Genomic DNA, 24880 nt, shown 5'->3' with positions numbered 1-24880 from the left:
CCTAGAACTCTCCCTCGCCCTCGCCGCCCTGGAACTAGGTGTGCCCGCCCAAGATTGAGCAATCCGGGCTCCCGGTAGATCGACGCCGTCCCCGCCGCGATGGGCACCGTGCCGACGGGCACCGGGGCTGTTCGGCGGCGATCAGGTGCTGCCCGGAGGGAACCGGGCGCTGCGCGAGCGGCGAGGGTTTGCGGGCTGCTGCGGTGGTGATTGTGCGCTGCGCAGAGGGTGATTGTGCTCTGCGCCCAGTTTCGGGGGGCGATTTCTGGGCTTGGGGGAGATTGTTTGGGCAAGGGGGGAGGGTGAGACTCGGGGGAGCGGCCCGCATCACAACCGGGAGACGGGCGCATGTGTTGAGATGAGGAGCACCACGAGTGCTGGAATTCGATCTACTGGTGATCGGTGGCGGGCCGGGCGGCTATGTCGCCGCTATCCGGGGCGCGCAGCGCGGACTTCGGGTCGGGCTGGTGGAGAAGGAGCGACCGGGCGGAGTATGCCTGAACTGGGGCTGCATTCCGACCAAAGCGATGCTGCGCTCGGCTGAGGTGTATCAGACCCTCAGCGCCGCAGTGGAATTCGGTATCCACGCCGACAATGTCCGCTACGATTTCGCGGCGGTGCGCCAGCGCAAGGACGGCATCGTCAAGGAGCTGACCGACGGCGTCGCGGGCCTGTTGAAGGCCAACGGGGTGACGGTGGTCGAGGGGCACGCCCGGTTCGTCGGGCCGACGACCGTCGAGGTGCACGAGGCCGGCCCGTCGCCGATCTTCGAGGGCGGCCCCCGCTACGCCGCCGCGCCGGGCGCGGCGCTGCGGCAGATCAGCGCGCGCGACGTGATCGTCGCGACCGGCTCGGTGCCCGCGCGGCTGCCGGTGCCGGGCGCGGACCTGCCGGGCGTGGTCACCTCCGACGGCGCGTTCGGGCTGACCGAGGTGCCGCGGCGGCTGGTGGTCATCGGCGGCAGCGCGGTCGGGGCCGAATGGGCGAGCCTGTTCGCCACTTTCGGCAGCGAGGTCACCGTGGTGGAGATGCAGGATCGCCTGGTTCCGCTGGAGGACAAGGAGATCGGCGCGGCGCTCGGACGGTCGTTCCGCAAGCGCGGCATCACCGTCCTGACCGGGGCCACCGTCACCGGCATCGCGCAGGGCGACGGCCTGCGGGTCTCGGTGGGCGGCCCGCAGGCGCGCGAGATCGACGCCGACGTGGTGCTCGTCGGCGTCGGCCGGCGACCCAACACCGCCGACCTCGGCCTCGACGTCGCCGGAATCGCCACGGACGCGCGCGGTTTCATCGAGGTGGACGACCAGCTGCGCACCGGGGTCGAGCACGTGTACGCCATCGGCGACGTGACCGGCAAGGCGCTGCTCGCGCACGTCGCCTCGCATCAGGGCCTCACCGCGGCCGACGTGATCGCCGGGCACGACGCGCACATCGACTACACGGTCATCCCCGCGGCGACCTTCACCCACCCGGAGATCGCGAGCGTCGGCCTGACCGAGGAGGCGGCCCGCGCGGCGGGCCACGAGGTGATCACCGCCAAGTTCCCGTTCGCCGCGCTCGGCCGGGCCAAAACCTTCGGCGAGACCGAGGGCATCATGAAGATCGTTGCCGGGCAACGACATCGGGAAGTGCTCGGCGTGCACATCATCGGCCCCTCGGCCAGCGACCTGATCACCGAGGGCGCGCTGGCGATCGCCCTCGAGGCAACGCTCGACGAACTGGCCGACACCATTCACGCCCACCCCACCCTCGGCGAGATCGGCATGGAGACGGCGCTGGCCGGGCTCGGACTGCCGGTGCACATCGCGCCGCGCAAGCGTTGAGGAGTCCGCGGATGACCACGACCACCGCACCCCGCAAGACCACCCGCAAGTCCGCGAAGGCTGAGCCTGTCCAATCCTCTTTCGGCACAGCGGATCCCGACACCCTGCGCGGCTTCTACCGCGACATGCTGTTCGTACGGCGCTTCGAGGAGCGCACCGCGCAGAGCTACCAGCAGGCCAAGATCGGCGGCTACTGCCACCTCAATCTCGGTGAGGAGGCGACCGTGGTCGGCGTCGGCGCGGCCATGCGCCCCACCGACTACCTGTTCACCAACTACCGCGAGCACGGCTACGCGCTGGCCAAGGGCATCGCGCCCGGCCGGGTGATGGCCGAGCTCTACGGCCGCTCCACCGGCACGTCCAAGGGCTGGGGCGGGTCGATGCACATGTACGACACCGCGACCCGGCTGCTCGGCGGCTACGCCATTGTGGGCGGCCAGGTTCCGCTCGCCGTCGGCGCCGCGCTGGCCATCGACTACCGCGGCGGCGACGAGGTGGTGGTGTGCCAGATGGGCGAGGGCACCACGAATATCGGCGCGTTCCACGAGTCGCTCAATATCGCGGCGCTGTGGCGGCTGCCCGTGGTGTTTCTGGTGATCAACAACCAGACCGGCATGGGCACCACCGTCGAGCGGTCCTCGGCCGAGCCGGACCTGTGGAAGCGCGCCGCCGCCTACCGCATGCGCGGCGAACGGGTGGACGGCACCGACGTGCTCGCGGTGCGCGACGCGGCGAGCGAGCTCATCGAAGCCGCACGGCGCGAAGGGAAACCGGCGCTGCTCGAGGCCGTGAGCCACCGGCTCAAGGGGCACTCGGTGGTGGACCCGGCCAAGTACCGCAGCAGCGACGCGGTCGCCACGGCTCGCGAGCACGACCCGATCGTGCTGTGGCAGAAGAGATTGCTGGACGCGGGGATGCTGACCGAGGAGTCGGTGGCCGAGATCGAGCGCGAGGTGGCCGAGAACGTCGCCGCCGCCGTCGAATTCGCCGACTCGAGCCCACATCCGGAGCCGTCGAGCCTGTTCGACTACAACTACGCCACCCCGGTGCCCGGCGACTCCCGCCGCCTGCCCGCCGACCCGCTCTTCTGAGGATCCATTGTGCCTGTCATGACCTATCGCGAAGCGCTGCGCGAGACCCTGCGCGAGGAGATGCGGCGCGACGACGACGTCTTCCTGATCGGGGAGGAGATCGGCGTCTTCGAGGGCTCCTACAAGATCACCGCCGGCCTGCTCGCCGAGTTCGGCGAGAAGCGGGTGCGCGACACACCGATCGCCGAGGAGGGTTTCGTCGGCGCGGCCATCGGCGCCGCCATGCTAGGCCTGCGCCCGGTCGTGGAGATTATGACGATCAACTTCTCGCTGCTCGCGCTGGACCAGATCGTCAACCACGCCGCCAAGATCTACGGCATGTTCGGCGGGCAGACCTGCGTGCCCATGGTCATCCGCATGCCGGGCGGCGGCGGCCAGCAGCTCGGCGCGACGCACTCACAGAACATCGAGCTGTACTACGCCTTCGTGCCCGGCCTGAAGGTGGTGGCGCCGAGCACGCCCGCCGACGCGCGGGCACTGCTGAAAGCCGCCATCGAGGACGACGATCCGGTCATCTTCCTGGAGAACCTGTCCCTCTACAACACCAAAGGCGAAGTGCCCGAGGATCTTCCGCCCGCCGAGATCGGCAAGGCCGCGGTCACCCGCGCGGGCACCGACATCACGCTGATCGGCTACTCGCGCATGGCCACCGTCGCCACGCAGGTGGCGGAACGCCTTGCCGCCGAGGGCATCTCCGCCGAGGTGATCGACCTGCGCAGTCTGCGCCCGCTCGACCGCGACACCCTGATCGCCTCCGTCCGCAAGACCGGCTGCGCCGTCGTGGCCGAGGACGACTGGCTCACCTACGGCATCGGCGCGGAGGTCGCGGCCTCCATCTCCGACGGCGCGTTCGACTACCTAGACGCCCCCGTCCGCCGCGTCGCCATGGCCGAGGTCCCGCTGCCGTACGCCAAGCCGCTGGAGAAGCTCGCCCTGCCGTCCGCCGACTCGCTCTACACCGCCGCCGTGCAGACCCTCGCGGCCGTGGGAAGGAAGTAATGCCCGAGATCACCATGCCCCGGCTCTCCGACACCATGGAGGAGGGCGTCGTCTCCGCGTGGCTCAAGCAGGTCGGCGACCGCGTGAGCCGCGGCGAGGTCCTCGCCGAGATCGAGACCGACAAGGCGCTGATGGAACTGGAGGCCTACGACGACGGGGTGCTCGAGCAGATCCTCGCCGAACCCGGAATGCGGGTGCCGATCGGGGAGCCGATCGCGATCGTCGGGGACGGTAGCGGTGCGAAAGGTGCTGCCGCCGGGCCGGTCTCGAAGGGCGGCCGGAGCGGCGCGGACGCGCAAGCGGCTGCGGCCGAGCCAGTTCCGGCGGACAACAGTAGCGGTGCGGGCGCGGAAGCTGTTGCGCCGGAACCTGTTCTGGCGGGCAGCGGTAGCAATGTGGGCGCGGAGGCTGCTGCGGCGGGCCTGGTTCCAGCCGGCAACGGTAGCGGCACGGGCGCGGAAGCTGCCGCCTCCGGGCCTGTTCCGGCGGGCGCGTCCGGTGCGGCGGCCGCGAATACTGCGGCACGGGTTGGTTCGCCAGGCGTCGAGTCATCCAGTGTAGAGGCGCCTGGAACCGCTGCCGCGCAACGTGCTTCGGGCGCGCGACAGAAGTCGTCGCCGCTGGCGCGCAAGATCGCCGGCGAGCTCGGCGTGGATCTCGCGGCCGTGGTCGGCACAGGCCCCGGCGGCCGGATCACCCGACAGGACGTCGAAGCGGCTTACCGGAATGCGCCCGCAGCCGGGACTCCGGCGTCAGCACCTGCTGACTCGGCACCAGCGCCCGCCACAGCGGCGGAGCCCGCCGCCGTGGGCACTGCCGCCGCGAATTCCGTCGCCGGGAGCGCGGCCGCCGTGAGCAACGCCCCTGTGCGCACCGCCGCCGCGAGCCCTACTGTCGCGAACGCCCCCGCCGCCGCGAACGTCGTCGCCACCGCCAGCGCCGTTGCCGCGAATACCGCTCCCACACAAAGGATCCCCGCCCCAGCCGACTACGAGGAGATCCCCCTCACCACCATCCAACGCCTCTCCGCGACCCGCCTCACCGAGAGCAAGCAGCAGGCCCCGCACATCTACCTGACCAGCGCCATCGACGTCACCGATCTGCTCGCCTTCCGCGCGCGGATCAACGAGACCATGGCGGATGGCAAGGTCAGCGTGAACGACCTGCTGGTCAAGGCCGTCGCGAGCACCCTGCGCAAGGACCCGTCGGTCAACGTCAGCTTTGCTGGCGATAAGCTACTGCGCCACAGGGGAATTCATCTCGGCGTCGCGGTGGCCACCCCGGCCGGTCTGCTGGTCCCGGTGATCCGCGACGCGGACCGCAAGAGCGTCTCGGAGATCGCGGCCGAGAGCCGCGCCAAGGCGACGCGCGCCCGCGACCGGAAGCTGCGCGCCGACGAGATGTCCGGCGGCACCTTCACGATCTCCAATCTCGGCATGTTCGGCATCGAGCAGTTCACGGCGGTGATCAACCCGCCCGAGTCCGCGATCCTCGCGGTCGGCGGGGCGGCCGACGAGTTGCGCCTCGAGCAGGGCGAGGTGGTGAGCCGAAAGATCTTGCGCGTCACCCTGTCCGCGGATCATCGCGCCGTCGACGGCGCGGTCGCCGCGCAGTTCCTCGCGCAACTGAAGGAACTGCTGGAAAACCCAATGCGCATAGTAATTTAGCGGGCGAGCGCTACCACCGTTCCTAACCGGAATCCGAAAAAGTTGTGAGTTCTTCAGTGTCCTGCCGTACCAGACACTTTCCCTCCGGCCGGAGTTAGTTTTTGCTGGCGCTCCGGTGCCGATCGCCGAGCGCATTACGGAGAGAAACCTTCTGCATCGAGGCAAAAATGAGACTCACCACTCGGCTGTGTTCCGCGCTTTTCGTGGGTGTGCTGGCGCTGGCCCTCGGTTCGACCGAGGCCGGCGCGGAACCCGCGTCACCCTCCGCCGCGCCGGCCGCACCACCCGGCGCGGCGGCGGTCTCGGCGGCCGCCACCCAGCAACAGCAGCTCGCCGGCTCCATCAGTCCAGGCTTGAAGGATCAGTCGGCGAAGCCCGTCGTCGACACCGACTCCGGCAGCCACTCCTCCGACACGCAGGGCACCGGCCCGCAGATGTCGGCGTTCCTGGCGGCCTTCGGCTACGCCCTCGGTCACCCGGACGTCGCGCCGCCGGGCGTCAACGACTGGAGCTGCAAGCCCACGGCGGAGCATCCGCGGCCCGTGGTGCTCGTGCACGGCACCTGGGCGAACGCGTACGACTCGTTCGCGTTCATGAGCAAGCCCATCAAGGACGCCGGGTTCTGTGAGTTCGCCTTCAACTACGGCATCTCGAACCTGCTCCAGGGCGGCGGCCTCGGCACGGTGTTGCCGGGAGCCTATGGCACGGGCGACATTCCGACCTCGGCGAAACAGTTGGCGATCTTCGTCGATCGGGTGCTCTCCCAGACCGGCGCCAAGCAGGTCGACATCATCGGCTGGTCGCAGGGCGGCTCGATGTCGAACTGGTACACCAAGTACGAGGGCGGTGCGGCCAAGGTCAAGAATCTCATCACCTACGGCGCGACCCATCACGGCACCTCGCTCGACGGAATCGCGACGCTCGGCCGGGCGATCAACAATTTCGGCATCGATGTCCTCGGCCCGATCTCCCTTCTCGTCGGACAGTCCGGAATTCAACAAACGGTCGGCTCCGATTTCGTGAAGAAACTCAACGCGAACGGTGACACCGTTTCCGGGCTCACCTATACAATCGTCGGCACGCGATGGGACGAGGTGACCAATCCCTACGAGTCGACGTTCTTGAAAGCCGGAACGGGCGCCACGGTGCACAACATCACCTTGCAGGAAGGCTGCGAAATAGATCTTTCCGACCATCTCACGATGATGTATTCGCCGCGCGCCCTGTCGATCGCGCTCAACGCCCTCGATCCGGCGAAGAACCCGAAGCTCGTCTGCACCGCCAATCCCTGGCTGATCGGCGGTGGCGGACACCCGTGATCCCGCTCCGCTGACCCCGCCTGACGGCTCCGCGACGCCGAGCCGTCAGGCCTTTGCGACGCTGAGCCGTCAGGCTTTCGGGCCCCGAGCCGTCAGCCTTCGGGTGCTGAGCCGTCAGGCTTTCGGTCGCGGCCGGTGGATCGGGTCGATCCAGTCGACGGTGTCGGGCTTCTCCACCGGCTCGAGGTCGAGGTTGACGACCACGGCCTCGCTGTCGCTGCGCACCAGCACGCACTCCAGCGGCTCGTCGGTGCTGGCGTTGATCTCCTGGTGCGGGACGTAGGGCGGCACGAAGATGAAGTCGCCCGGCCCCGCCTCGGCGACGAACTCGAGCCGCTCGCCCCAGCGCATGCGGGCGCGTCCGCGCAGGACGTAGATGACGCTCTCCAGCGAACCATGGTGATGCGCACCGGTTTTCGCGTTCGGATGGATCGTCACCGTGCCCGCCCAGATCTGCTGCGCGCCCACGCGCGCCGCGTCGATCGCCGCCGCGCGGTCCATGCCCGGCGTCTGCGCGGTATCGGAGTCGAGCTGATCGGACCTGACGACGCGCACGCCGTTGTCCCGCCATCCGCCCGCGGGCGAATGCGACTGTGCTTCCTCGGCGCTCACGTGTCACACCCTTCCGGTCTCCACCGAATTCTAACGACGACAGCCCGCACCCGATCACGTTGGAATCGGGTGCGGGCTGTGTCATGACCTCGACCGACCGCTACGACGTCGGCAGGCCGCTACACGTCAGCGGACCGCTACGACGTCAGCCGACCACTAGGCCGACCGCTACCTAATCAGCCGACCGCCCCGGCAGCGGCCCCATCACCCAGCGGCGCCAGATCCGCGACCAGACGCTCGGTCAGCGGCATGGGCACCGCGTGCCGCTCGGCGATCCGCAGCAAAGCTCCGCCGATCGCGTCCAGTTCCAGCGGCCGCCCCGCCTCGGCGTCGCGCTGCATCGACGACTTGGCCTCCGGCGGGAAGGCGTCGTAGAACCGCAGCGCGGCCGCCACATCGGCGGGCACGCCGGACGCGCGGCTCAGCGCGGCGATCTCGGTGACGAGGTCGGTGAGCTCCGCGCGATGGGTGGTGCGCAGCTCGCCGATGGGACACCGCTGCCGCGTGGACAGCAGCGCGAACGGCGCGAGGAAGAACAGCTTGCCCCACAGCATCGCGTCCTCGTCCGCGCGGATCGCCGTCTGCACCCCGGCCTCGCCGAGCGTCGCCGCCAGCGCCGCTACCCGATCGGAAGGCGTTGCGGCACTGGCGAGATCGATCTCGACGAACGGGCTGCCGTGCACGACGGACCCCGGTGCGTCGCGGGTCGAGGCGACCCGGATCACCCCGGGCACAACGAGTTCCGGGCGGTATCGCGCGCGCAGGGCCGCCGGATGCTCGATCCCGTTGAGCAGCGGCACCACCAGGCCGTCGCCGAGCGCGGCGGGGGAGACCCGGTCGACGGCCGCGCCGAGGGCGTTCTGCTTGACGGTCACCAGGCAGAGGTCGACGGGCTCGCGTAACTCGGTGTCCGCCTTGGCCTTCGCGGTGAAGTCGCCGAACAGCCCGCTGCGCACGCGCATTCCGTGCTCGCGCACCACGCGCGCGGTCTCCGGTCCGCCGAGGAAGATCACGTCGTGTCCGGCTCTGGCCAGCAGCGCGCCGACCAGCCCGCCCACCCCGCCGGGGCCGAGTACTGCCACGCGCCACGGTCGCTCTGTATTCATCGCGTCCTTTCGTCGATTGCGGGGAACCAGATGTCCTCGGCGGCCAGATCCGCGATCCGGTATTTGCCGAGCGCGCTGATCAGCAGCCGGAGCTCCAGTTCGAACGCGGCGAGCAGGTTAGTGAGTCCATCATCGGTGTTCTCGTCCGCGGCGACCAGCGCGGCCCGGCCGAGGCCGACCGCGGACGCGCCGAGGGCCAGGCACTTGACGACTCTCGTTCCCTCCCAGCATCTTCCGGAGACCAGCAGGCTGTGGCCGCGCCGGTCGCGGCCCGCCACCCGGCGCAGGCACTCGGCCAGCGGCAGGCCCACGTGGTCGAGGAAACCGCGCGGCGCCCAGCCCGTGCCCGCCTCCGCGCCGTCGACGGTCACCGCGTCGGCGCCCGCCGCCCACGCCACCTCCGCGGCGTCGGCCACGTCGCGGGCGGGCGGCAGCTTCACCCAGACGCGGCAGCGCGGATAGTTGTTGCGCATCAACCGGATCTGCTGGCGCAGGATCTCCTTGGTGAACGTGCCGGGGGTGGCCGAGCGCAGCACCTGGGCCTGCGCGGGGTCGTAGATGTCGAGGATGTCGTACTGCATCGACAGCCGCGCGGCGCGGTCCCTCGGGATGAGGGTCATGCCGCCGAGGCCGGGCTTGGCGCCCTGCCCCACCTTCAACTCGAAGGCCAGCCGGCCGCTGTTCAGCAGTTGCTCGCTCGCCGGGTCGCTGTACACCAGGTTCCACACCTCGGCGTCGGCGTCCTCGGTGCTCTGCTGCACGATCACGCCGCCGAGCTCGTCGGGCGCGCGCTTCGAGTACTCGGTGAGCCTGCGCAGCAACGAACTCTGCTGCTCGTCCGCCATGCGGCCGTACCCGGAGACGGGCACGATGTTCTCGCCGATCACCATCGGCACGCCCGCGGCGCCGGCCTGCGCGGCCACCGCGACGCCGAGATCGCCGTCGGCCACGGCGGTGGAGCCGAACGCGGACACGTAGATCGGCAGTGTCGAGCGCAGGCCGCCGATGGTGGTGCTCAGGTCGACGTCGCCGGTCAGCGGCTCCCGGCCGAGATCGAACATGCGCTCCGCGCGCAGCGGCACGAACACCGGCGGCACCAGCCTGGCCTGGTCGATCGCGTCCGCAGCGGGCGTCTCCGGCGTCGCGGGACCCTGGCCGAACAGGGTCGAGCCGTAGTGCGCGTTGTCGGGGAAGATCGAGCCCGCCGCGGTCCGCGCGCGGGCCCGCACCTCCCGCTCGGGGAAGCCGGGGGCCGAGAGCACACTCATGGCCGCGGCTCCCCCGGAATCTTGGGGTAGGCGGTGGCCTGCCACACCGCGGCCAGGCCGCCGAGGAACCGGGTGAACCGCTCGACGCCGAGGCCGAAGCCCGCGCTCGGCGCGAGACCGTCGCGCGCCACGGTCAGGTACCACTCGTATTTGGCCGGGTTCTCGCCGGTTTCGCGCATGCGGGTGAGCAGGGTGCGGTAGTCGGCCTCGCGCTCGCTGCCGCTCATCATCTCGCCGAATCCGCCGGGGAAGATGAGGTCGAAATTGCGCAGCACGCCCGGCTCCTCGGGGTTCTCGCTGTCGTAGAAGCCGCGCGAACCCTTGGGATAGTCGGTGACGAAGAATGGGCGGGTGGCCGCGGAGGAGATGAGTTCCTCACCGGCCCACTCGATTTCGGTGTGCTCGCGCTGGTCGTAGCCGAGCCCGCGCAGCTCGCTCACCGCGACGGTGTGGCGCTTGCGGTCGTAGGGGCCCGCGAGCACCTGCTTGAGCTGTTCGAGGTCGCGGCCGAGGATCTCCAGCTCGCGCTGGGCGTTGCTCAGGACGTACTCCACCGCGTACTTGGTGAGCCGCTCGGCCACGTCCATGGCGTCCTCGCGCGAGCCGTGCGCGATCTCGACGTCGAGCTGATGGAACTCGGCCAGATGCCGGTGGGTCACCGCCGTTTCCAGCGGCTCGAGCCGCACGTTCGGGGCGACGTGGAAGATCTTGTCGAAGGCCAGCAGCGAGGCCTGCTTGTAGAGGATGCCGCTGGTCATCAGTTTGTAGCGGTGGCCGTAGTAGTCGATGTCCACCTGTTTGGCGCCGCGGGCCCCCGGATCGGTCACCGGACCGATGATCGGCGGCAGCAGTTCGGTGAATCCCTCCGCGGTCAGGAATTCACGCGCGGCGGCGAGAAATCGCGCCTGCACGGTCAGTGCCGCAATGGTTTGTTTCGACGTGAGATGCGCGCGCGGCGTGGGTAGCGCGGATCCGGTCGGTTCAGTCGATTCAGGCAACGTCCGATCCGTTCAATAGTCGTATTGAAATATCTTCGCAAGCCGATCGGTTCGGGATAGATTGCGTCGATTACCTGTACGTAATCGTTCTACTGTCGGCTAACATATAAATCCATGTTTCCTTTCTTCGCGTTGTCGACTTGAATACTCGGTAACTGGTGGGAAACTATTGCCTTACGGCTTCGCTGAATCCCCCTGATGTGGCGCTCGTGGTGCTTACGCACTGGTAGCGGCCCAATTCTCCCCGGTTCGCCGCAATCGGTCCACCCCCCGCATGGGGGGTTTCGCGCGAGGTGTGAACATTTGCTCGAGCCGCTGGAGTTCGGTGGCTGGACAATTGCCGGAACGGCGCGTTCCGCGCAGCATATACCCCTTTGACAGCGCCCGAAGGTCGATGTAACTTTGCTTTAACAGGGCCGGGAGTCGGGTCGGGGTGCGACTTCCGTGGGAGCATCTGGGGGTACGGCTCCGGACGCGTGCATTCTGAGAGGGTGGACTTGGGTCAGTTATTGTCTGATTGTTGCTGAGTGCCGCCTGCTGCCTCCTTCGCGAAACCGGAAGTGAATCTCGAAAAAATGAACTACGACCGTACGAACTTCGCCCCGCTGTCTCATGCACGCGACACCGAGCCGGGGGAGCTGAGGTTCCATTGGTGTGCGCCGCTGGACAGCGGTCAGCAAAAAGCGACCGAGAAGTATCGAGTCGGCGAGCTCGACTTCGACGGGATGGTCGACTTCGTGCGGGAGGCCGATGCGCTGGGCGTCGACTCCCTGCTCATGGGCATCGCCGACTACATGCCCGACCCGCTGCCGATGATCGGCGCGCTGGTCCGGGAGACCCAGAACGTCACCTTCATCCTGGCCTACCGGCCCGGCCTGCTGTCCCCGACGCTGTTCACCCAGGTGGTCAACACGATCTCGTGGATGTCCGACGGGCGGATCGCGTTGAACCTGGTCGCCGGGATCTCCCCGGCGGAGCAGGCCGGCTACGGCGACTTCGTCGCCCACGACGGCCGCTACGCCCGCACCCAGGAGTTCCTCGACATCTGCCATCGGTTCTGGCGCGGCGAGAAGCCGCTGTCCTACGAGGGCGACCACTACGTCATCAAGGGCGCGGCCCTCGGGCTCGGCTACAAGGGCGGCGGCCGCCCCGAGATCTATCTGAGCGGCGCCTCGGAGATCGCGCAGGAGACGGCCGCCATGTACGGCGACTGCTGGCTGCGCTACGGCGACACCCCCGAGGGCATGGGCGCGGCGGCCAGGCCGGTGCTCGACAAGGGCGCGCGGGTCGGCACCCGCATGCACATCCTGGCCAGGGAGACCAGGGCGCAGGCGCTCGCGGATCTCGCTGCCATGCAAGAGAATCCGGACGAGAAGCACCGCGAGTGGGTGGCCCAGGTGGTGGCCGCCTCCGACTCCCAGGCCGTGCAGACCTCCTTCCGGCTCGCCGAGCAGGCCGACAACGACTGGCTCTCGCCGATGATCTACTCCGGCTTCGTCCCCTATCGCGGCGGTCCCGCGCTGTGCGTGGTCGGCAGCTACCAGGAGGTCGCCGACTACCTGTACCAGTACAAGGCGGTCGGGGTCAGCGAGTTCATCTTCTCCGGCTGGCCGACCCGCGACGAGATGCGGATCTTCTACACCCATGTCCTGCCGCTGATTCGGGAAAACGAGAGACGGCAGGGATGAGGCAACCGGCGGTGCCCAAGCGCCGAGGGGCGGTCGGCGAAGCGAACGGGGCGCCACGGCACAGCGCGCTGTTCGCCACCGGCGTGCTGCTCGGGCTCGTCGCCGAACAGGTCGTGCTGTTCGCGGTGCCGCTGTTGATCTTTCACGACACCAAGCAGGTCGCCACCCTCGGCTTCGCGTTCGCGCTGGAGTGGGTGCCCGCCCTGATCGCCTACCCGTTCGCCGGCCTGCTGGCCGACCGCGACGGCGGCGCAAGGCTTTTCACCCGCGTCGCGGTGATGCGCGCGGCCATCCTGATCGTCGTCGTGCTGCTGTGCCTGGCCCAACCCGGGTGGAAGGTGCCCGTGCTGATGGCGGGCGGCGCGTGCCTGTCACTGTGCGTCGCGCCCATCCGCATGTCGATCGAGCGCATGGTGCCGCAGCTGGCCCGCGACTCGCAGATCGCCACGGTCCAGTCGCTGGTGCAGAACATGGAGCTGCTCGCCATGGCGCTCGGGCCGGCCCTGGCGATCCTGGCCGCGGCGTTCCTCGGCAAGCTCTGGCTGCTGCTCGTGGCCGCCGCCGCGTTCGGCGTCAGCGCGCTCACCTGGCTGCCGCTGCCGCGCCCCGCGGTACGCGCGGTGCACGGCTGGCAGGCCCGAGACGTGTTGGCGGAGTTGACGATCGGCTGGCGGCTCATGGTGCGCATCCGGCCGGTGCTGCTGCTCGGCATCCTCAACTTCACCATCAACCTGGTGGTCGGCGTGCTCATCGTGTCCAACGCGGCGCTGGTCACCGACGTCTTCGACGCGCCCGACTCGGCGTACGGCGTGCTCAACGCCGCCGTCGGGGTCACCGGGCTGCTGAACCTGCTGCTGATGCCCGCGCTGCTGCGGCGCGTCGGCGTCGAACCCATCGGAGCGCTCGGTTTCGGGCTCATGTGCGCCACGGTCCTGATCGCCGCGCTCGCTCCGTCCTATCTGGTCTATGCCCCCGCCTTCGTCGTGATGCTCGTCGGGGACGCGCTCTACAACATCTACAACCGCACCCAGCGGGTGAAGGTGATCCCCGGCGAGCATCTCGGCAAGGTGATGGGTCCCTTCTATCTGCTCAACCTGTTGTCCTATCCGATCGCGGGCCTGCTGATCGGCGGTCTGGGCGCCACCATCGGCGCACAACGACTCGCGCTGTGGATGGGCGGCTTGCTCTGCCTGTTCGGCGCGGTCTTTCTGCCGTTGACCATGGCCAGCTTCCGAAAAGCCTTGCTGGCTCGCGAGAACGCTAACGTTGAGGTCGTGACATGAACACACGTTTCCGGTGCGTGCTCAGCACCGTGGAGTCCGATTCCCATCTCTGGAACCTGGTTTACCTGCAGAAGCTGCTCGAGGAGCACGGCGCGTCCGTGCACAACCTCGGCACGTGCACGCCGGTGGGCACCGTCGCGGACGCCATCCGCGCCGACCGGCCCGATCTGCTGGTCGTGTCGAGCGTCAACGGCCACGGCTTCCACGGCGCGCAGGTCCTGCTGAACGCCCTGCGGGAACGCGGGCTCGAGGTGCCGTGCGCCATCGGCGGCAAGCTGACCACCGCCGTCTCCGATGACGACCGGGTGCGCCGCGAGCTGCTCGCGCTCGGCTACACCGACGTGTTCCTCGGCGAGGACGCCATCGAGCGCTTCCGCGGCTTCCTGCGTTTCGGTCTGGCGCAAGGCTTCTCGGCCTGGCGCGCGGACCCGGCGCTGATCAGCCCGTGGGACAGCGCGCAGGCAGAACCACGAGAGGTGTCCTGATGCACATCGTCATCGTCAATCGGTGGCCGCGCTTCTTCGACGGAGTCCGCTGGGACAACGAGCTCACCCGCTACGAGGAGTACGTCGACCACGAGGCCAACCGGGTCAGCTACGTGGTGGACGGTCCGGGCGCCGAGGGTGTGCTGGCCGATCCGGCGAAGATCGCGCACCTGGTGCGGGTCGCCGACGTCAACGACGTCGCGGCCTTGCGCGCGGCCGTCCGCGAGATCACCGTGCGGGTCGGCCCGGTGGACGAGTTGATCGCGCTGTCGGAGTTCACACTGGAGATCGCGGCGAAAGTCCGCGAGGATCTGGCGATTCCGGGGCCGACCGTCGACGAGGTCGCGGTCTACCGGGACAAGGTGCGGATGAAGCAGGTGCTGGAGAAGGCGGGCATCCGGGTGCCCCGCTTCGCCGCCTGCGTCAGCGCCGAGCAGGTGCGCTCATTCGCGGACTCGTGCAGTTATCCGCTGATCCTCAAGCCGCTCGCCGCGGCGGCGAGCATCGGGGTGCGCCGGGTGGACGACGCGGCGGCCCTCGACGCCGCGCTGAGCTCGATCGTGTTGGCGGACTACGAGATCGAGGAGTTCGTCACCGGGGAGATCTACCACGTGGACGGGTTCGCCGACGACGCGGCGCACGTCCCGTTCCAGGCGGTCTCGCGCTACATCAACGACTGCCTGTCGTTCACCCAGGGCGCGCCGCTCGGCTCGGTGCTGCTCAATCCGTCGCCGCGGCGCGCGCTGATCGAGGAGTTCTCGCGTCAGATCGTCTCGGCACTGGACCTGCGCCGCTTGCCTTTTCACCTCGAGGTGTTCGTCACCCCGGCGGGCGAGCCGGTGTTCCTGGAGATCGGCGGCCGGGTGGGCGGCGCGGAGGTCCCGCACCTGCTCTACCGCGTCTTCGGGGTCAACCTGTACGAGATGTTCCTGCGTGTGCTCTCCGGGGAGCCGGTGCCCGCGGTGCCGGAGCACGTCGACTCCTCCGGGGGCTGGCTGATCATGCCCAAGTCCGCCGAGCGGGCCGAGCGGGTGGTCCGGGCCGCGTCCATGCGCGAGCTGGTGCCGGCCGTCTGGCGCGAACTGCTGCCCGAGCCGGGGCACGTGCTCGCGCCCGGCGGCGCCTACGACGCGCTGCACCGCGGGCGCTTCATTCTCCTGCACGAGGACGAGCGCGTCGTCGAGGCGGGCATCCGGAAGATCATCGAGAACTTCGACTTCGAGGCGGAATCGCTGTGAACGCTGGACATGAGGCCGACAACGACCGGGCGCGCTACGAGCGGCTGATCGGATTCCTCACCGAGGACGAGCGACTAGGCGTGGCCGCCGTCGGCGACAAGCTGATCGCCGACGCGGGCGGCCCGGACAACCTCGGCGACTACAAGGTCATGGTGGCCTACGGCGGCGGCAAGGACAGCACCTATGTGGTGGCGTTCGTGCGGGCCGTCCAGTTGCACCTGCGATTGGCCCACGGCACAACGTTTCTCATGCGGGTGGCGAACATGCGCCACGCCGGCGTGGTCGGCGCGGTGATGGAGAACATCGACCGGGTGTACTCGGCGCTGGGTCTGCTCGACGACGAGCGGGCCGAGCTGATCACCATCGACCACACCGAGATCCGCCGCTTCCACGTCGATCTGCCGCTGCCGGACAAGCTGGTGGCGATCAACCGGCTCGACGTGCTGATGAACGGGCACCGTTCGGCCGGCGACGGCCGCCCCACCTTCTGCAACAGCTGCAACCTCGCGGTCGCCGACTTCTACGGCCGCGCCGCCTGGTGGCGCGGCGGCGTCGACGCGATCATGACCGGCGACTCGCGCCGCGAGCAGGCGCTCTACGCCGCGTGGATCCTGCGGCTGGCCAAGAGCATCGGCATCGACGTGCGGCGCAAGGGCATGACCTTCCAGGACCTGCTCGCCGCGCTGCGCGGCGTCGGCGACGCGTACTTCCGCGAGCTGTTCGGCGACGACCGGCACGAGCCCGCCGAACGCGAGGTCGCGATCGGCGACCGGTCCGTGCAGCCGACCTTCGTCTCGATCTACGACCTGGTCAGCTACCGGGTGCACGACCACTGGGACCTGATCGTCGATTTCCTCGGCTTCCGCTTCGACGACCTGGCCTTCAGTTTCACCGAATCCGACTGCGCCAACCCGACTCTCATGGCCCACCTGCGCGGTCTGCGGGTCGAGAACGTGGAGGGGCGGACCTATCACGAGGGCATCGCCGAGTACCTCCAGTTCGCCGAGGCGATGATGCGCAAGAAGGAGATGCCGGACCAGCTCATCGATCTCGCGCTCGCCCGCTACTCCTCGCCGGAGAAGGTCGACGAGCGGCGCGCGGTCGCGGCGGCCTACGCCGAGGACGCGTTCGGGCTCGAAGAGGACGCGCTCGTCGCGATGGTCTTCTCGCCGTTCACCGACGAGGGCGCGCGGCTGGCGGACTTCGTCGAGCGGTGCCATCCCGAGTGGGTCGCCGAGATCCCGGCCCTGCACGCGGCGCTGCGCGGCGAGCCGGACCACGACCGCGCCGCCGGGTGGCTCACGGAGGTGTCCGGGCTGTCCATCGACCATCTGCGCACGCTCTACCGCAGCTCGCTGGTGAACTTCGCGGCCGGCGACACCGTGATGGCCCGGGTGCGCGCGGGCGATCCGCACAAGTCCGAGGTGCGCACGGTCGACCCGAAATCGGGGCTGCCGACCCTCGAGCTGATCTCGGGCCGGTGACGTGCCGGGGTTCTTCGACAGTTTCGTGGCGGACCGGGCCGCCGCGGGGCAGCTGGTCGTCCAGCCCCGCATGGGGTTCGGCAGCCTGGCGGCCATGCGGTCCGGTCTGGCCAGGGTGGCCCATCTGGATTTCCCGGTGATCGGCACGCTCACGCTCGACAGCTACACCCGCGTCGGCGACTACGAGACCCCGCTGGAACGCCTGGCCGCGGGAGAGGAGCTGAACGGTTACCCGCTCGTCTCCCACCCGGTCGAGGCGACCAAGCGGCTGCTCGAGGGGTTGTACGGGCCGACGTTCCCGGTGCAGGCGCGACACGGAACCGCGTTGCCGCTGAGGGTGTTTCAGCGGCTGGTCGAGGTCGGCCTGGACGCGACCGAGGGCGGGCCGGTCTCCTACTGCCTGCCCTACAGCAGGCTGCCGCTGCGCGACGCGGTGGCGGCCTGGGCGCAGAGCACGCGGTTTCTGGCGCAGGAGACCGAGTTCGGGCACATCGAGAGCTTCGGCGGCTGCCTGCTCGGCCAGCTGTGCCCGCCCTCGCTGCTCGTCGCCGTGTCGGTGCTGGAGGGATGCTTCTTCCGCCAGCATGGGCTGCGATACATGTCGTTCAGCTACGCGCAGGGGACCCTCGCGGAGCAGGATCGCGGCGCGCTGCGGGCGCTGCGCACCCTCGCCGCCGAATACCTCGGCGACGTGACCTGGCACGTCGTGTTCTACACCTACATGGGCCTTTTCCCGAGGACGCCCGACGGCGCGACGCGCCTGATCCGCGACAGCGCCCGCCTGGCCATGGCCACCGGGTGCGAGCGGATGATCGTGAAGACGGTGTCGGAGGCCTGGCAGATCCCGTCGGTCGCCGAGAACGTCGCGGCGCTGCGCATCGCGGCGGAGGAGGCCGACGGGCCGCTCGATCCGGCGTCGCCCGCCGAGGCGGTGTACTTCGCCGAGGTGCTCGACGAGGCGCGAATCCTGATCGACTCGGTGCTGAACCTCGACCCGGACGTGGGGACCGCCCTGCTGAAGGCGTTCGCCACCGGTCTGCTCGACGTCCCCTTCTGCCTGCACGCCGACAATCTCGGCGCGGCGACCTGCGTCATCGACGAGCAGGGCGCGCTGCGCTGGGGATCGTTGGGCCGACTACCCCTGCCCGCCGAGGCCGGTCGCGAAGACCTGGCCCGGCTCGGCTCCGACGCGCTCTACGGGATGCTCGACCACGTCGCGAACAGCTATGACAGCCGGTTGATCCCATGACTACTCCGATGGGATACCCTGTGCCCGAAGCCGATCCGCCCACCCTCGTGCTGGTCGACGCGTTCTCCACCGGCGCGCTGCTCGCCGAGCGGGCGCGAGATCTGTTCCGCCTCATCCATGTTCGGTCGCGCTCGCACCTGCCCGCGACCTTCTCGGCCAGCCTGCCCGCCGAGCTGTTCGACGAGGATCTCTCCTACGCCGACCAGGCCGACGACGTGCTGCGCCGCCTCGCCGAGCTCGCGCCGGTCGCGGTCATCGCGGCCAGCGAGTTCGGCGTCGAGGTGGCCGACGAGATCGCCGCGAAACTGGGGCTGCGCGGCAACGACCCCGCGCTCTCGCACGTACGGCGCGACAAGTTTCACATGCTCGAGACGGTGGCCGCCGCCGGCCTGCGCACCGCGAAGCAGCGGCGCGGCAGCGACGCCGAGAGTCTGCTCGAATGGCGCAGTGCCGCAGGGCTTCAGCGGGTGGTGGTCAAGCCGCTCGACAGCGCGGGCTCCGACGACGTGTTCATCAGCGAGTCCGCGGCCGAGATCCGCGCGGCGGTGCGTGCGATCATCGGCAAGACGAATCTGATGCTGCGGACCAACGCGGCGGTGCTGGCGCAGGAGTATCTGGTCGGCGACGAGTACATCGTCAACACGGTCAGCCGCGACGGCAGGCACTGGTTCACCGACGCGTGGATCAGCCACAAGGTGACGGTGCGGGACAACCGCCGGATCTACGACTGCGAAGATCTGCTCGCGCCGTCGGATCCGCGCTTCGCCGAGATCATCGACTACGTCGCCGGCGTGCTCGACGCGCTCGGCATCGCGAACGGGCCCGCGCACACCGAACTGATCTACACCGCCGCGGGGCCGGTCCTGCTCGAGACCGGCGCGCGCCTGTCGGGGCTGGCCAACCCGCGCGCGCTCGACCGCGGCACCGGGGTGAATCAGGTCGATCTCACGATGGACTGCTACGTCGGCGACGGAACGGCTTTGGCGGCACAGCCTTCGGTGTACGCTCGGCGAGAGCAGGCGCGCTGTGTGAATCTCATTGCGCACCGCGAGGTTCCGCTGCCCGCGCGGGTGCTCCGGGAGGAGCTCGGGCGGTTGCCCGCGCTCGAGAGCGTGCGTTTCCGCATCGCCGACGCGGCGATGACGAGACCGACAATCGACCTCAACTCCTCACCGGGCGTGGTGTTTCTGGTACACGAGGACGCCGCCGAGATCGAACGGTCGTATCGGACCCTGCGCCGGTTGGAGCACGAGCTGCTGTAGTCGGCTCTGTCGCGCGGGGCCGGGGGAGTCGACGAAAGGCGTAGCTTCGATGACGAATTCGCAACTCGGCGAAGTCCTGCTCGCCGTCCTGCTGTTGCTGCTGGCCGCCAACCTGCTCGGCCAGCTGTTCCGGCGGCTGCGCCAGCCGAAGGTGGTCGGGGAGATCCTGGCCGGAATCCTGCTGGGCCCCACGGTCTTCGGCAAGATCGCGCCCGGCTTCACCGCGGATCTGTTCGGCGCGGACAAGGCCGACCATCGGGCGGTGGTGCTCGGGTTCCTCTACAACCTCGGCCTGCTCATGCTCATGTTCGTCTCGGGCTGCGCCGCCCAGCATCTGCTCGGCGAGCAGAACCGCAAGGCCACCGCGTGGATTCTCGGCGTCGGCACGCCGCTGCCGTTCGTCATCGCGCTGCTCGCCGCGCCGCTGCTGCCGCTCGACGAGTTCACCGGCGTCGCGGGGAGCAAGGAGGCGGTGGTGCTCGTCTTCGCCGCGGCCACCGCGGTGACCTCGATCCCGGTGATCACCAAGATCTTCTACGACCTCGGCATCCTGCACACTCGCTTCGCCAGCCTCCAGCTCGGCTCCGCGGTGCTCGAGGACATCGCCCTGTGGGGCGTGCTGTCGGTGGCCACGGCCATCGCGGCGGCGACCATCGACACCACCGGCGACGAGCTCGCGGCCACCATCGGCACGCACGTGGCCGTCAATCTGGGCTATGTGATCATCGCGCTGACCGTCATGCCCGCGGTGCTGCGCAGGCTCTCGCGCGCGGAATGGAATGTGGTGGCGCGCAATTCGCCGGTCGCGTGGATGCTGATCGTGTTCCTCGGGTACGTCTCGCTGGCCGCCGCGCTCGACGTGACGCTCGCCTTCGCGGGGCTGCTCGCCGGCTTCGGCGTCATGGGCGGCATGAAAGGCACGGAGCAGGAACGGTTTCGGGCGCCGATGCAGTCGATCGGCGACGTGGCCGGGCACTTCTTCGTGCCGCTGTACTTCGCCATCGTCGGCTACCGCCTCGACCTCTCCAAGACCTTCGACCCGCTCATGCTCGCCGGGTTCCTGATCGGCACGTCGCTCGTGGTGTTCCTGTCGGTCGGGCTCGGCGCGAAGCTGGCGGGGATGAGCCGCCTCGACATCGTCAATATCGCCGTCACCCGCAATGCGCGCGGCGGGCCCGGAATCGTCATGGCCTCGGTGGCTTTCGACGCCGGGATCATCAACGCCACGTTCTACACGGCGCTGGTGCTCACCGCGGTGCTCACCTCGCAGGCGTGCGGGTTCTGGCTGGACTATGTGCTGCGCAAGGGGTGGCCGCTGCTGTCGGGGGCGGATCTGCGCAGGCGCGGTATCGAGCCGGTGCCGGAGGAGCTGCCGTCGATCCGGTGAGCAGTCACGGGTTGCGGGATGCCGCGCACATGGTCACGGATTGCGGTGGATGCCGCGGAGGAAGGTCGTGAGCAGGTGGCGGCAGGTGGTGTCCCAGTCGGGATCGATGGGCCGCGGCTGGGCGACCAGCGCGCCGAAGGCGATGATGTCGTGCGGGGTGGTGTCCTCGCACAGGTCACCCTCGTCGATGCCCTGATCGAGGATTCGCTGCACGACGCGGTAGATCTCGTCGCGCAGGGCCTCGGTGGCCGGGTCCTCGACCGGCGGCCCGCCGTGCAGCGGCAGGACGAGTTCGTCGCGCTGGCTGATGACGGCGTCGATGAAGAGCCGCAGGCGTTCGACGGGCGTCTTGCCCATCCGTTCGGCGGCCTTGACGTCGGCGAGCGCCTGCGCGAACGATCGGTGCGTCAGCTCGCTCAGCAGGTCCTCGCGTGTGGGGAAGTGGCGGTAGAGGGTGCCGATGCCGACTCCGGCGTCGGCGGCGATGGTGGCCAGGGGAACGCGCAGCCCTTCGCGATGCACCGCGCTGGTCGCGGCGCGGAGCAGTTCCTGCTGGTTGCGTAGTGCGTCACTGCGTAGGTCGCGGTCGTTCATCCTTCAATTGAACCTCGTCGCGCGCGCGTCCGAGCGCCACTTCCGTTGGCGGGCAAGAACTTTTCAACTGGGGAAAACGAGTCACGGTGTGGCGCAGAGGGCGATGTCGACGGCGGCCATGACATCGTCGGCGGCTCGGTCGGTGTCGGGCACCTGGTTGACGGTCAGGGTGACGGCGCGGCCGCCGGCGACGTCGCCGCGGGTGTGGAAGCCGTCGATATCGCCGCCGTGGCCCCAGGCGTCCGGGCCGCACGGCAGGCTGCGGTGGAACAGGCCGAGGCCGTAGCTCATCGACGGATCTTCGGTGGGCACAGTGTGTTTCATCTCCGCGAGCTGCATGGGCGGCAGGAGTTTCCCGTCGAGCAGGGCGGTGAAGAAGCGGTTGAGGTCGGCGCCGGTGGCGACCATCGCTCCGGCGGCGCCCGCGGAAGACACGTTCTGGCTGGTGTAGTCGGCCCGGCGGCCGTCGATTGTGCTGTAGCCCTTGGGGTGTGGGCCGCGGATGGTGGTTTCGTCGGGGGCCGGATAGTAGGTGTCGGGGAGTTTCAGCGGTTCGATGATGCGGCGGGTGACCTCGGCGGCGACGGTGGAGCCGGTGATCTTCTCGATCACCATTCCGGCCAAGGCGTAGTTGGTGTTGGAGTAGGACCATCGCGTGCCCGGCGCGAAATCGGCGGGGGCGGTGAGGGCGTCGCGGACGATCTCGGCGGGGTCCGCGGTGCGCCAGCGCGCCCGTTCGCCGGTGTAGTCGACCTGTCCCGGCAGGGGCTCGCCGCCGACCTCGGCCGCGTAGTCGGGGAGGCCGCTGGTGTGCTGCAAGAGGTTTCGGACGGTGATTCGGTCGCCGTCGATGCCGGGGCCGTGCACGACGCCGGGGAGGTAACGTGCTACGGGCGCGTCGAGTTCGACCTTGCCCTCGGCTGTCAGTTGCAGCACGACCGTCGCTACGAAAGTCTTGGTGTTGCTGGCGATTCGGATGCGAGCGTTGTCTGGGAAGGGGGTATTGAGTTCGAGGTCGCCGACGCCTGCCGTCGCGGTCCAGACCTTGCCGTGCTCGGTGAGAACGAGTTGGGCGCCGGGGAGGTGGTCCGTGAAGACCAGCTTGTTCAGGGCCGCAATGATTTTCGGCCGTTCGGTCGCGGGGTGCGGCCCCGTCGAGCACGCTGTCGCCAGGATGGTTGCCACCGCCGCGGTGGCCGACAGTCGAATTGTGCTGCGTCGCATTGTGGCTCCCGTGTCGTCGATCGTCCTTGCCGGTGCGTTGACGTCGCGGCCACACTTTCGGCGCAGACGGCCGGGCAGAGGTCGTCTCGGCGGACGGCATCACTGTTTCACTAGCCTGGTCAGCTTCATCCGACATCGCCCACGGCCGCGGCGGCATCACTCCGAATGAACCCAGTGAAGACCGTGCCGCACCGGCACAGTCAAGCAAGCGCTCATCCCGGCCTTCCGGTCCCTGTCGAACGGTTGACAGGGGTGACCGTGGCGGGGTGGAAGTGGCTGGTGTGGTTCGGGCGGGGTGGGCCGAGGGCGAATCGCTGGGGCGTGGAGATGCCGGTCAGCGTACGGAACGGTCTCTATTATCAGGCGGGTGACATGGGTGGGTGTTGACGTGGTGGCCGCTAACCTCGCTGCTCGCGGGTCGGCGGGGTGTGCCTTCGAGAACGTGTACTTCGAGATTCCCGCGGGCGGGCTCGCGGCGGTGGTCGGGTCCGCGGGTTCGGGGCGCACCTCGCTGCTGTGGGCGCTGGCCGGGCGGCTGCGGCTGGTGACGGGTCGGCTCGCGGTCGGCGGGCATCGCCACGAGGACGAGGCCGGGGCGATTCGGGATCTGGTGGCGGTCGCGCGGCTCGAGCCCGGGTGTGCGCTGGATCCCTGGCTGCGGGTGGGGGAGGTGATCGAGGAGCGCGCGTTGATCGGCGGGCCGCGATTCAGCGAGTCCACCCTCGCGGCCGCCTTCGACGCGTTGGGTATCGCCGCGCCGGCCGAGGCTGTGCTCGTGGGGGATCTCGCGCAGAGCGAGCAGTCACTGCTGGCCGTCGCCTTGGCGGCGGCGCAACGGCCGGGCGCGGTGGTCGTCGACGATATCGGCGCGGGCTGCACCGACGACGAGGCCCGCTGGGTCTGGGAGCGCTTGCGCGCCTTGTCCGAACAGGGCTGCACCGTCATCGCCGCCGCGTCGTCGCCGCCGCTGGACGACGTCACGGTGATCACCCTCGCCCATCCGCGCGACGCCGACGCGCCCGCCCGCGACCGAGCCGACCTCCAGGAGAACGTGTGAAGGCACTGCGTCTTGCCCTGCTCGAATTGCGGCGTTTCCGCGGTCCGCTGCTGCGCAGGCTGGTGCCGGTGGGTCTGGCGCTGGTGCCGCTGCTGTACGGGTCGCTGTACCTGTGGTCCAACTGGGATCCCTACGGCAAGACCGATCAGATCCCGGTCGCGGTGGTCATCGAGGACCAGGCGGTCACCGCGAACGGTCAGGTGGTCGACGCGGGCAAGCAGTTCGAGCAGCAACTGCGCGCGACGCCGAAGTTCCAGTGGCACTTCGTGGATCGCCGTGCCGCGGCCGACGGACTCGAGCACGGCCGCTACTACTTCACCATCACGGTCCCGCGCGATTTCAGCGCCAAGCTGGTCAGCGCGCAGAATCCGATCCCCGAGCGCGCCACCCTCGACATCCAGCTCAACGACGCCAACAACTTCATCGTCGGCGTCGTCGCCGACGTCGCGCGCTCCGAACTCCAGAACCAGGTGAACAGCGCCGCGCACGCCGCCTACGCCAAGGCCATCTACGGCGATCTCACGCTGGTCAAACAGCAGCTCGACGTCGCGGTGAGCGGCGTGCACGCCCTGGTCGACTCGTCGGTGCTCGCCCAGCAGGGCACCGCCGCGCTGGCCGCGGGCCTCGACGGCTCGACCGCGGGCGCGACTCAAATCTCCGACGGCGTGCGGCAACTCGCGCAGGCGAGCAGCGAGGTCGACGGCGCGGTGACCCAGCTCGTCGACACCGGGACCGCGACGCTGCCGACGGCCGCGGGCGCGCTGTCCAACGCGAGCACCGCCGCCGCGCAGTCGCTCGACATCGTCAGCGGCAGCGCGGATCTCGTGCGCCAACTGGCCGACCAGGGCAACGCGGGCCTGCAGCAGCTCGGCGCGGCGCATCCGGAACTGCTCGCGGATCCCACCTTCCGGCTGGTGCTCGACCGCGGGCAGGCGATCGCGACGACCGCGGGCAACGCGGCCGACAGCGCGCGCCGCGCCCACGACGCCGCCACCCAGGCCGGCGACCAGGCGAACCAGCTCGCGGGCAACGTCGACGCGGTGCGT

21 protein-coding genes are annotated in these 24880 nt (G+C 69.3%); 15 read left to right on the top strand and 6 right to left on the bottom strand.

Annotation, left to right across the window (positions count from 1 at the left end; all coding sequences use genetic code 11):
* The first annotated feature begins 374 nt into the window (after nt 1-374).
* The 5 genes from lpdA to ON39_RS38810 all read left to right on the top strand — a co-directional run bounded on the left by lpdA (nt 375) and on the right by ON39_RS38810 (nt 6899).
* The gene (lpdA, locus tag ON39_RS38830; protein WP_040741663.1) at nt 375-1823 is read left to right on the top strand and encodes a dihydrolipoyl dehydrogenase; all 1449 of its coding nucleotides are present in this window, start codon (nt 375-377) and stop codon (nt 1821-1823) included.
* A gap of 11 nt (nt 1824-1834) precedes the next feature.
* Entirely contained in the window at nt 1835-2914 is a 1080-nt protein-coding gene (gene pdhA / locus ON39_RS38825; RefSeq protein WP_040741662.1) for a pyruvate dehydrogenase (acetyl-transferring) E1 component subunit alpha, read from the top strand.
* A gap of 18 nt (nt 2915-2932) precedes the next feature.
* Nucleotides 2933-3913 carry an alpha-ketoacid dehydrogenase subunit beta gene (locus ON39_RS38820; protein ID WP_211336231.1) on the top strand — a complete coding sequence of 327 codons (981 nt, stop codon included), beginning with the start codon at nt 2933-2935 and terminating at the stop codon, nt 3911-3913.
* Nucleotides 3913-5580 (top strand): dihydrolipoamide acetyltransferase family protein, encoded by a 1668-nt coding sequence (locus ON39_RS51230; RefSeq protein WP_085998341.1) that lies wholly within the window; start codon nt 3913-3915, stop codon nt 5578-5580. The genes ON39_RS38820 and ON39_RS51230 overlap by 1 nt, the downstream gene beginning before the upstream one ends.
* Nucleotides 5581-5747: 167 nt before the next feature.
* A complete protein-coding gene (locus tag ON39_RS38810) occupies nt 5748-6899 on the top strand; it encodes an esterase/lipase family protein (protein WP_040741660.1) in 1152 nt (383 codons plus the stop codon).
* A 114-nt stretch (nt 6900-7013) separates the two neighbouring features.
* Here the strand turns inward: ON39_RS38810 and ON39_RS38805 are convergent, their stop codons facing one another.
* The 4 genes from ON39_RS38805 to ON39_RS38790 all read right to left on the bottom strand — a co-directional run bounded on the left by ON39_RS38805 (nt 7014) and on the right by ON39_RS38790 (nt 10883).
* On the bottom strand, nt 7014-7511 hold the full coding sequence (locus ON39_RS38805) for a cupin domain-containing protein (RefSeq protein WP_040741659.1): 498 nt from the start codon (nt 7509-7511) through the stop codon (nt 7014-7016).
* A gap of 176 nt (nt 7512-7687) precedes the next feature.
* Nucleotides 7688-8617 carry a ketopantoate reductase family protein gene (locus tag ON39_RS38800; protein ID WP_040741658.1) on the bottom strand — a complete coding sequence of 310 codons (930 nt, stop codon included), beginning with the start codon at nt 8615-8617 and terminating at the stop codon, nt 7688-7690.
* Nucleotides 8614-9885 (bottom strand): glutamate synthase-related protein, encoded by a 1272-nt coding sequence (locus tag ON39_RS38795; protein WP_040741657.1) that lies wholly within the window; start codon nt 9883-9885, stop codon nt 8614-8616. The genes ON39_RS38800 and ON39_RS38795 overlap by 4 nt, the downstream gene beginning before the upstream one ends.
* On the bottom strand, nt 9882-10883 hold the full coding sequence (locus tag ON39_RS38790; RefSeq protein WP_040741656.1) for an asparagine synthetase A: 1002 nt from the start codon (nt 10881-10883) through the stop codon (nt 9882-9884). The genes ON39_RS38795 and ON39_RS38790 overlap by 4 nt, the downstream gene beginning before the upstream one ends.
* Nucleotides 10884-11458: 575 nt before the next feature.
* Here ON39_RS38790 and ON39_RS38785 point away from each other — a divergent pair.
* The 8 genes from ON39_RS38785 to ON39_RS38750 are packed head-to-tail and all read left to right on the top strand — an operon-like array spanning nt 11459 to nt 20959.
* The gene (locus ON39_RS38785) at nt 11459-12571 is read left to right on the top strand and encodes an LLM class flavin-dependent oxidoreductase (protein ID WP_083894954.1); all 1113 of its coding nucleotides are present in this window, start codon (nt 11459-11461) and stop codon (nt 12569-12571) included.
* Nucleotides 12568-13854, top strand: a complete 1287-nt coding sequence (locus ON39_RS38780) for an MFS transporter (RefSeq protein WP_083894953.1) — start codon at nt 12568-12570, stop codon at nt 13852-13854. The genes ON39_RS38785 and ON39_RS38780 overlap by 4 nt, the downstream gene beginning before the upstream one ends.
* On the top strand, nt 13851-14339 hold the full coding sequence (locus ON39_RS38775; RefSeq protein WP_040741655.1) for a cobalamin B12-binding domain-containing protein: 489 nt from the start codon (nt 13851-13853) through the stop codon (nt 14337-14339). The genes ON39_RS38780 and ON39_RS38775 overlap by 4 nt, the downstream gene beginning before the upstream one ends.
* Nucleotides 14339-15577, top strand: coding sequence for an ATP-grasp domain-containing protein (locus ON39_RS38770; RefSeq protein ID WP_040741654.1), 1239 nt, complete (start codon nt 14339-14341; stop codon nt 15575-15577). Before ON39_RS38775 ends, ON39_RS38770 begins: the two co-directional genes overlap by 1 nt.
* The gene (locus tag ON39_RS38765; RefSeq protein ID WP_040741653.1) at nt 15574-17061 is read left to right on the top strand and encodes a hypothetical protein; all 1488 of its coding nucleotides are present in this window, start codon (nt 15574-15576) and stop codon (nt 17059-17061) included. Before ON39_RS38770 ends, ON39_RS38765 begins: the two co-directional genes overlap by 4 nt.
* Nucleotide 17062: 1 nt before the next feature.
* Nucleotides 17063-18310: a methylaspartate mutase gene (locus ON39_RS38760; RefSeq protein ID WP_040741652.1), complete on the top strand. Its 1248-nt coding sequence runs from the start codon at nt 17063-17065 to the stop codon at nt 18308-18310.
* Complete coding sequence (locus ON39_RS38755) at nt 18307-19572, top strand: ATP-grasp domain-containing protein (RefSeq protein WP_085998340.1); 1266 nt, start codon at nt 18307-18309, stop codon at nt 19570-19572. The genes ON39_RS38760 and ON39_RS38755 overlap by 4 nt, the downstream gene beginning before the upstream one ends.
* Before the next feature lie 49 nt (nt 19573-19621).
* The gene (locus tag ON39_RS38750; protein WP_040741650.1) at nt 19622-20959 is read left to right on the top strand and encodes a cation:proton antiporter; all 1338 of its coding nucleotides are present in this window, start codon (nt 19622-19624) and stop codon (nt 20957-20959) included.
* A 33-nt stretch (nt 20960-20992) separates the two neighbouring features.
* Here the strand turns inward: ON39_RS38750 and ON39_RS38745 are convergent, their stop codons facing one another.
* Together ON39_RS38745 and ON39_RS38740 are read right to left on the bottom strand one after the other, a co-directional pair.
* Entirely contained in the window at nt 20993-21553 is a 561-nt protein-coding gene (locus tag ON39_RS38745; protein ID WP_051187660.1) for a TetR/AcrR family transcriptional regulator, read from the bottom strand.
* A gap of 81 nt (nt 21554-21634) precedes the next feature.
* Nucleotides 21635-22777 (bottom strand): serine hydrolase domain-containing protein, encoded by a 1143-nt coding sequence (locus tag ON39_RS38740; protein ID WP_040741649.1) that lies wholly within the window; start codon nt 22775-22777, stop codon nt 21635-21637.
* A gap of 367 nt (nt 22778-23144) precedes the next feature.
* Between ON39_RS38740 and ON39_RS38735 the strand changes: the two genes are divergently transcribed.
* Both ON39_RS38735 and ON39_RS46415 read left to right on the top strand, forming a co-directional pair.
* Entirely contained in the window at nt 23145-23834 is a 690-nt protein-coding gene (locus tag ON39_RS38735) for an ATP-binding cassette domain-containing protein (protein WP_051187659.1), read from the top strand.
* Nucleotides 23831-24880: YhgE/Pip domain-containing protein (locus tag ON39_RS46415; RefSeq protein ID WP_169335952.1), on the top strand; the 1050-nt coding region annotated here is incomplete at its 3' end. The genes ON39_RS38735 and ON39_RS46415, both read left to right, overlap by 4 nt.

It is taken from the genome of Nocardia tenerifensis NBRC 101015 (assembly GCF_000308715.1).
Taxonomy (GTDB): domain Bacteria; phylum Actinomycetota; class Actinomycetes; order Mycobacteriales; family Mycobacteriaceae; genus Nocardia; species Nocardia tenerifensis.
This window is presented reverse-complemented; position numbering and strand designations above follow the sequence as displayed.

Coding starts and splice junctions, on each gene's coding strand:
- pdhA (WP_040741662.1), top strand. CDS start 1,835: ATGACCACGACCACCGCACCCCGCAAGACCACCCGCAAGTCCGCGAAG.
- ON39_RS38820 (WP_211336231.1), top strand. CDS start 2,933: ATGACCTATCGCGAAGCGCTGCGCGAGACCCTGCGCGAGGAGATGCGG.
- ON39_RS51230 (WP_085998341.1), top strand. CDS start 3,913: ATGCCCGAGATCACCATGCCCCGGCTCTCCGACACCATGGAGGAGGGC.
- ON39_RS38810 (WP_040741660.1), top strand. CDS start 5,748: ATGAGACTCACCACTCGGCTGTGTTCCGCGCTTTTCGTGGGTGTGCTG.
- ON39_RS38800 (WP_040741658.1), bottom strand. CDS start 8,617: ATGAATACAGAGCGACCGTGGCGCGTGGCAGTACTCGGCCCCGGCGGG.
- ON39_RS38795 (WP_040741657.1), bottom strand. CDS start 9,885: ATGAGTGTGCTCTCGGCCCCCGGCTTCCCCGAGCGGGAGGTGCGGGCC.
- ON39_RS38785 (WP_083894954.1), top strand. CDS start 11,459: ATGAACTACGACCGTACGAACTTCGCCCCGCTGTCTCATGCACGCGAC.
- ON39_RS38780 (WP_083894953.1), top strand. CDS start 12,568: ATGAGGCAACCGGCGGTGCCCAAGCGCCGAGGGGCGGTCGGCGAAGCG.
- ON39_RS38775 (WP_040741655.1), top strand. CDS start 13,851: ATGAACACACGTTTCCGGTGCGTGCTCAGCACCGTGGAGTCCGATTCC.
- ON39_RS38770 (WP_040741654.1), top strand. CDS start 14,339: ATGCACATCGTCATCGTCAATCGGTGGCCGCGCTTCTTCGACGGAGTC.
- ON39_RS38755 (WP_085998340.1), top strand. CDS start 18,307: ATGACTACTCCGATGGGATACCCTGTGCCCGAAGCCGATCCGCCCACC.
- ON39_RS38750 (WP_040741650.1), top strand. CDS start 19,622: ATGACGAATTCGCAACTCGGCGAAGTCCTGCTCGCCGTCCTGCTGTTG.
- ON39_RS38745 (WP_051187660.1), bottom strand. CDS start 21,553: ATGAACGACCGCGACCTACGCAGTGACGCACTACGCAACCAGCAGGAA.
- ON39_RS38740 (WP_040741649.1), bottom strand. CDS start 22,777: ATGCGACGCAGCACAATTCGACTGTCGGCCACCGCGGCGGTGGCAACC.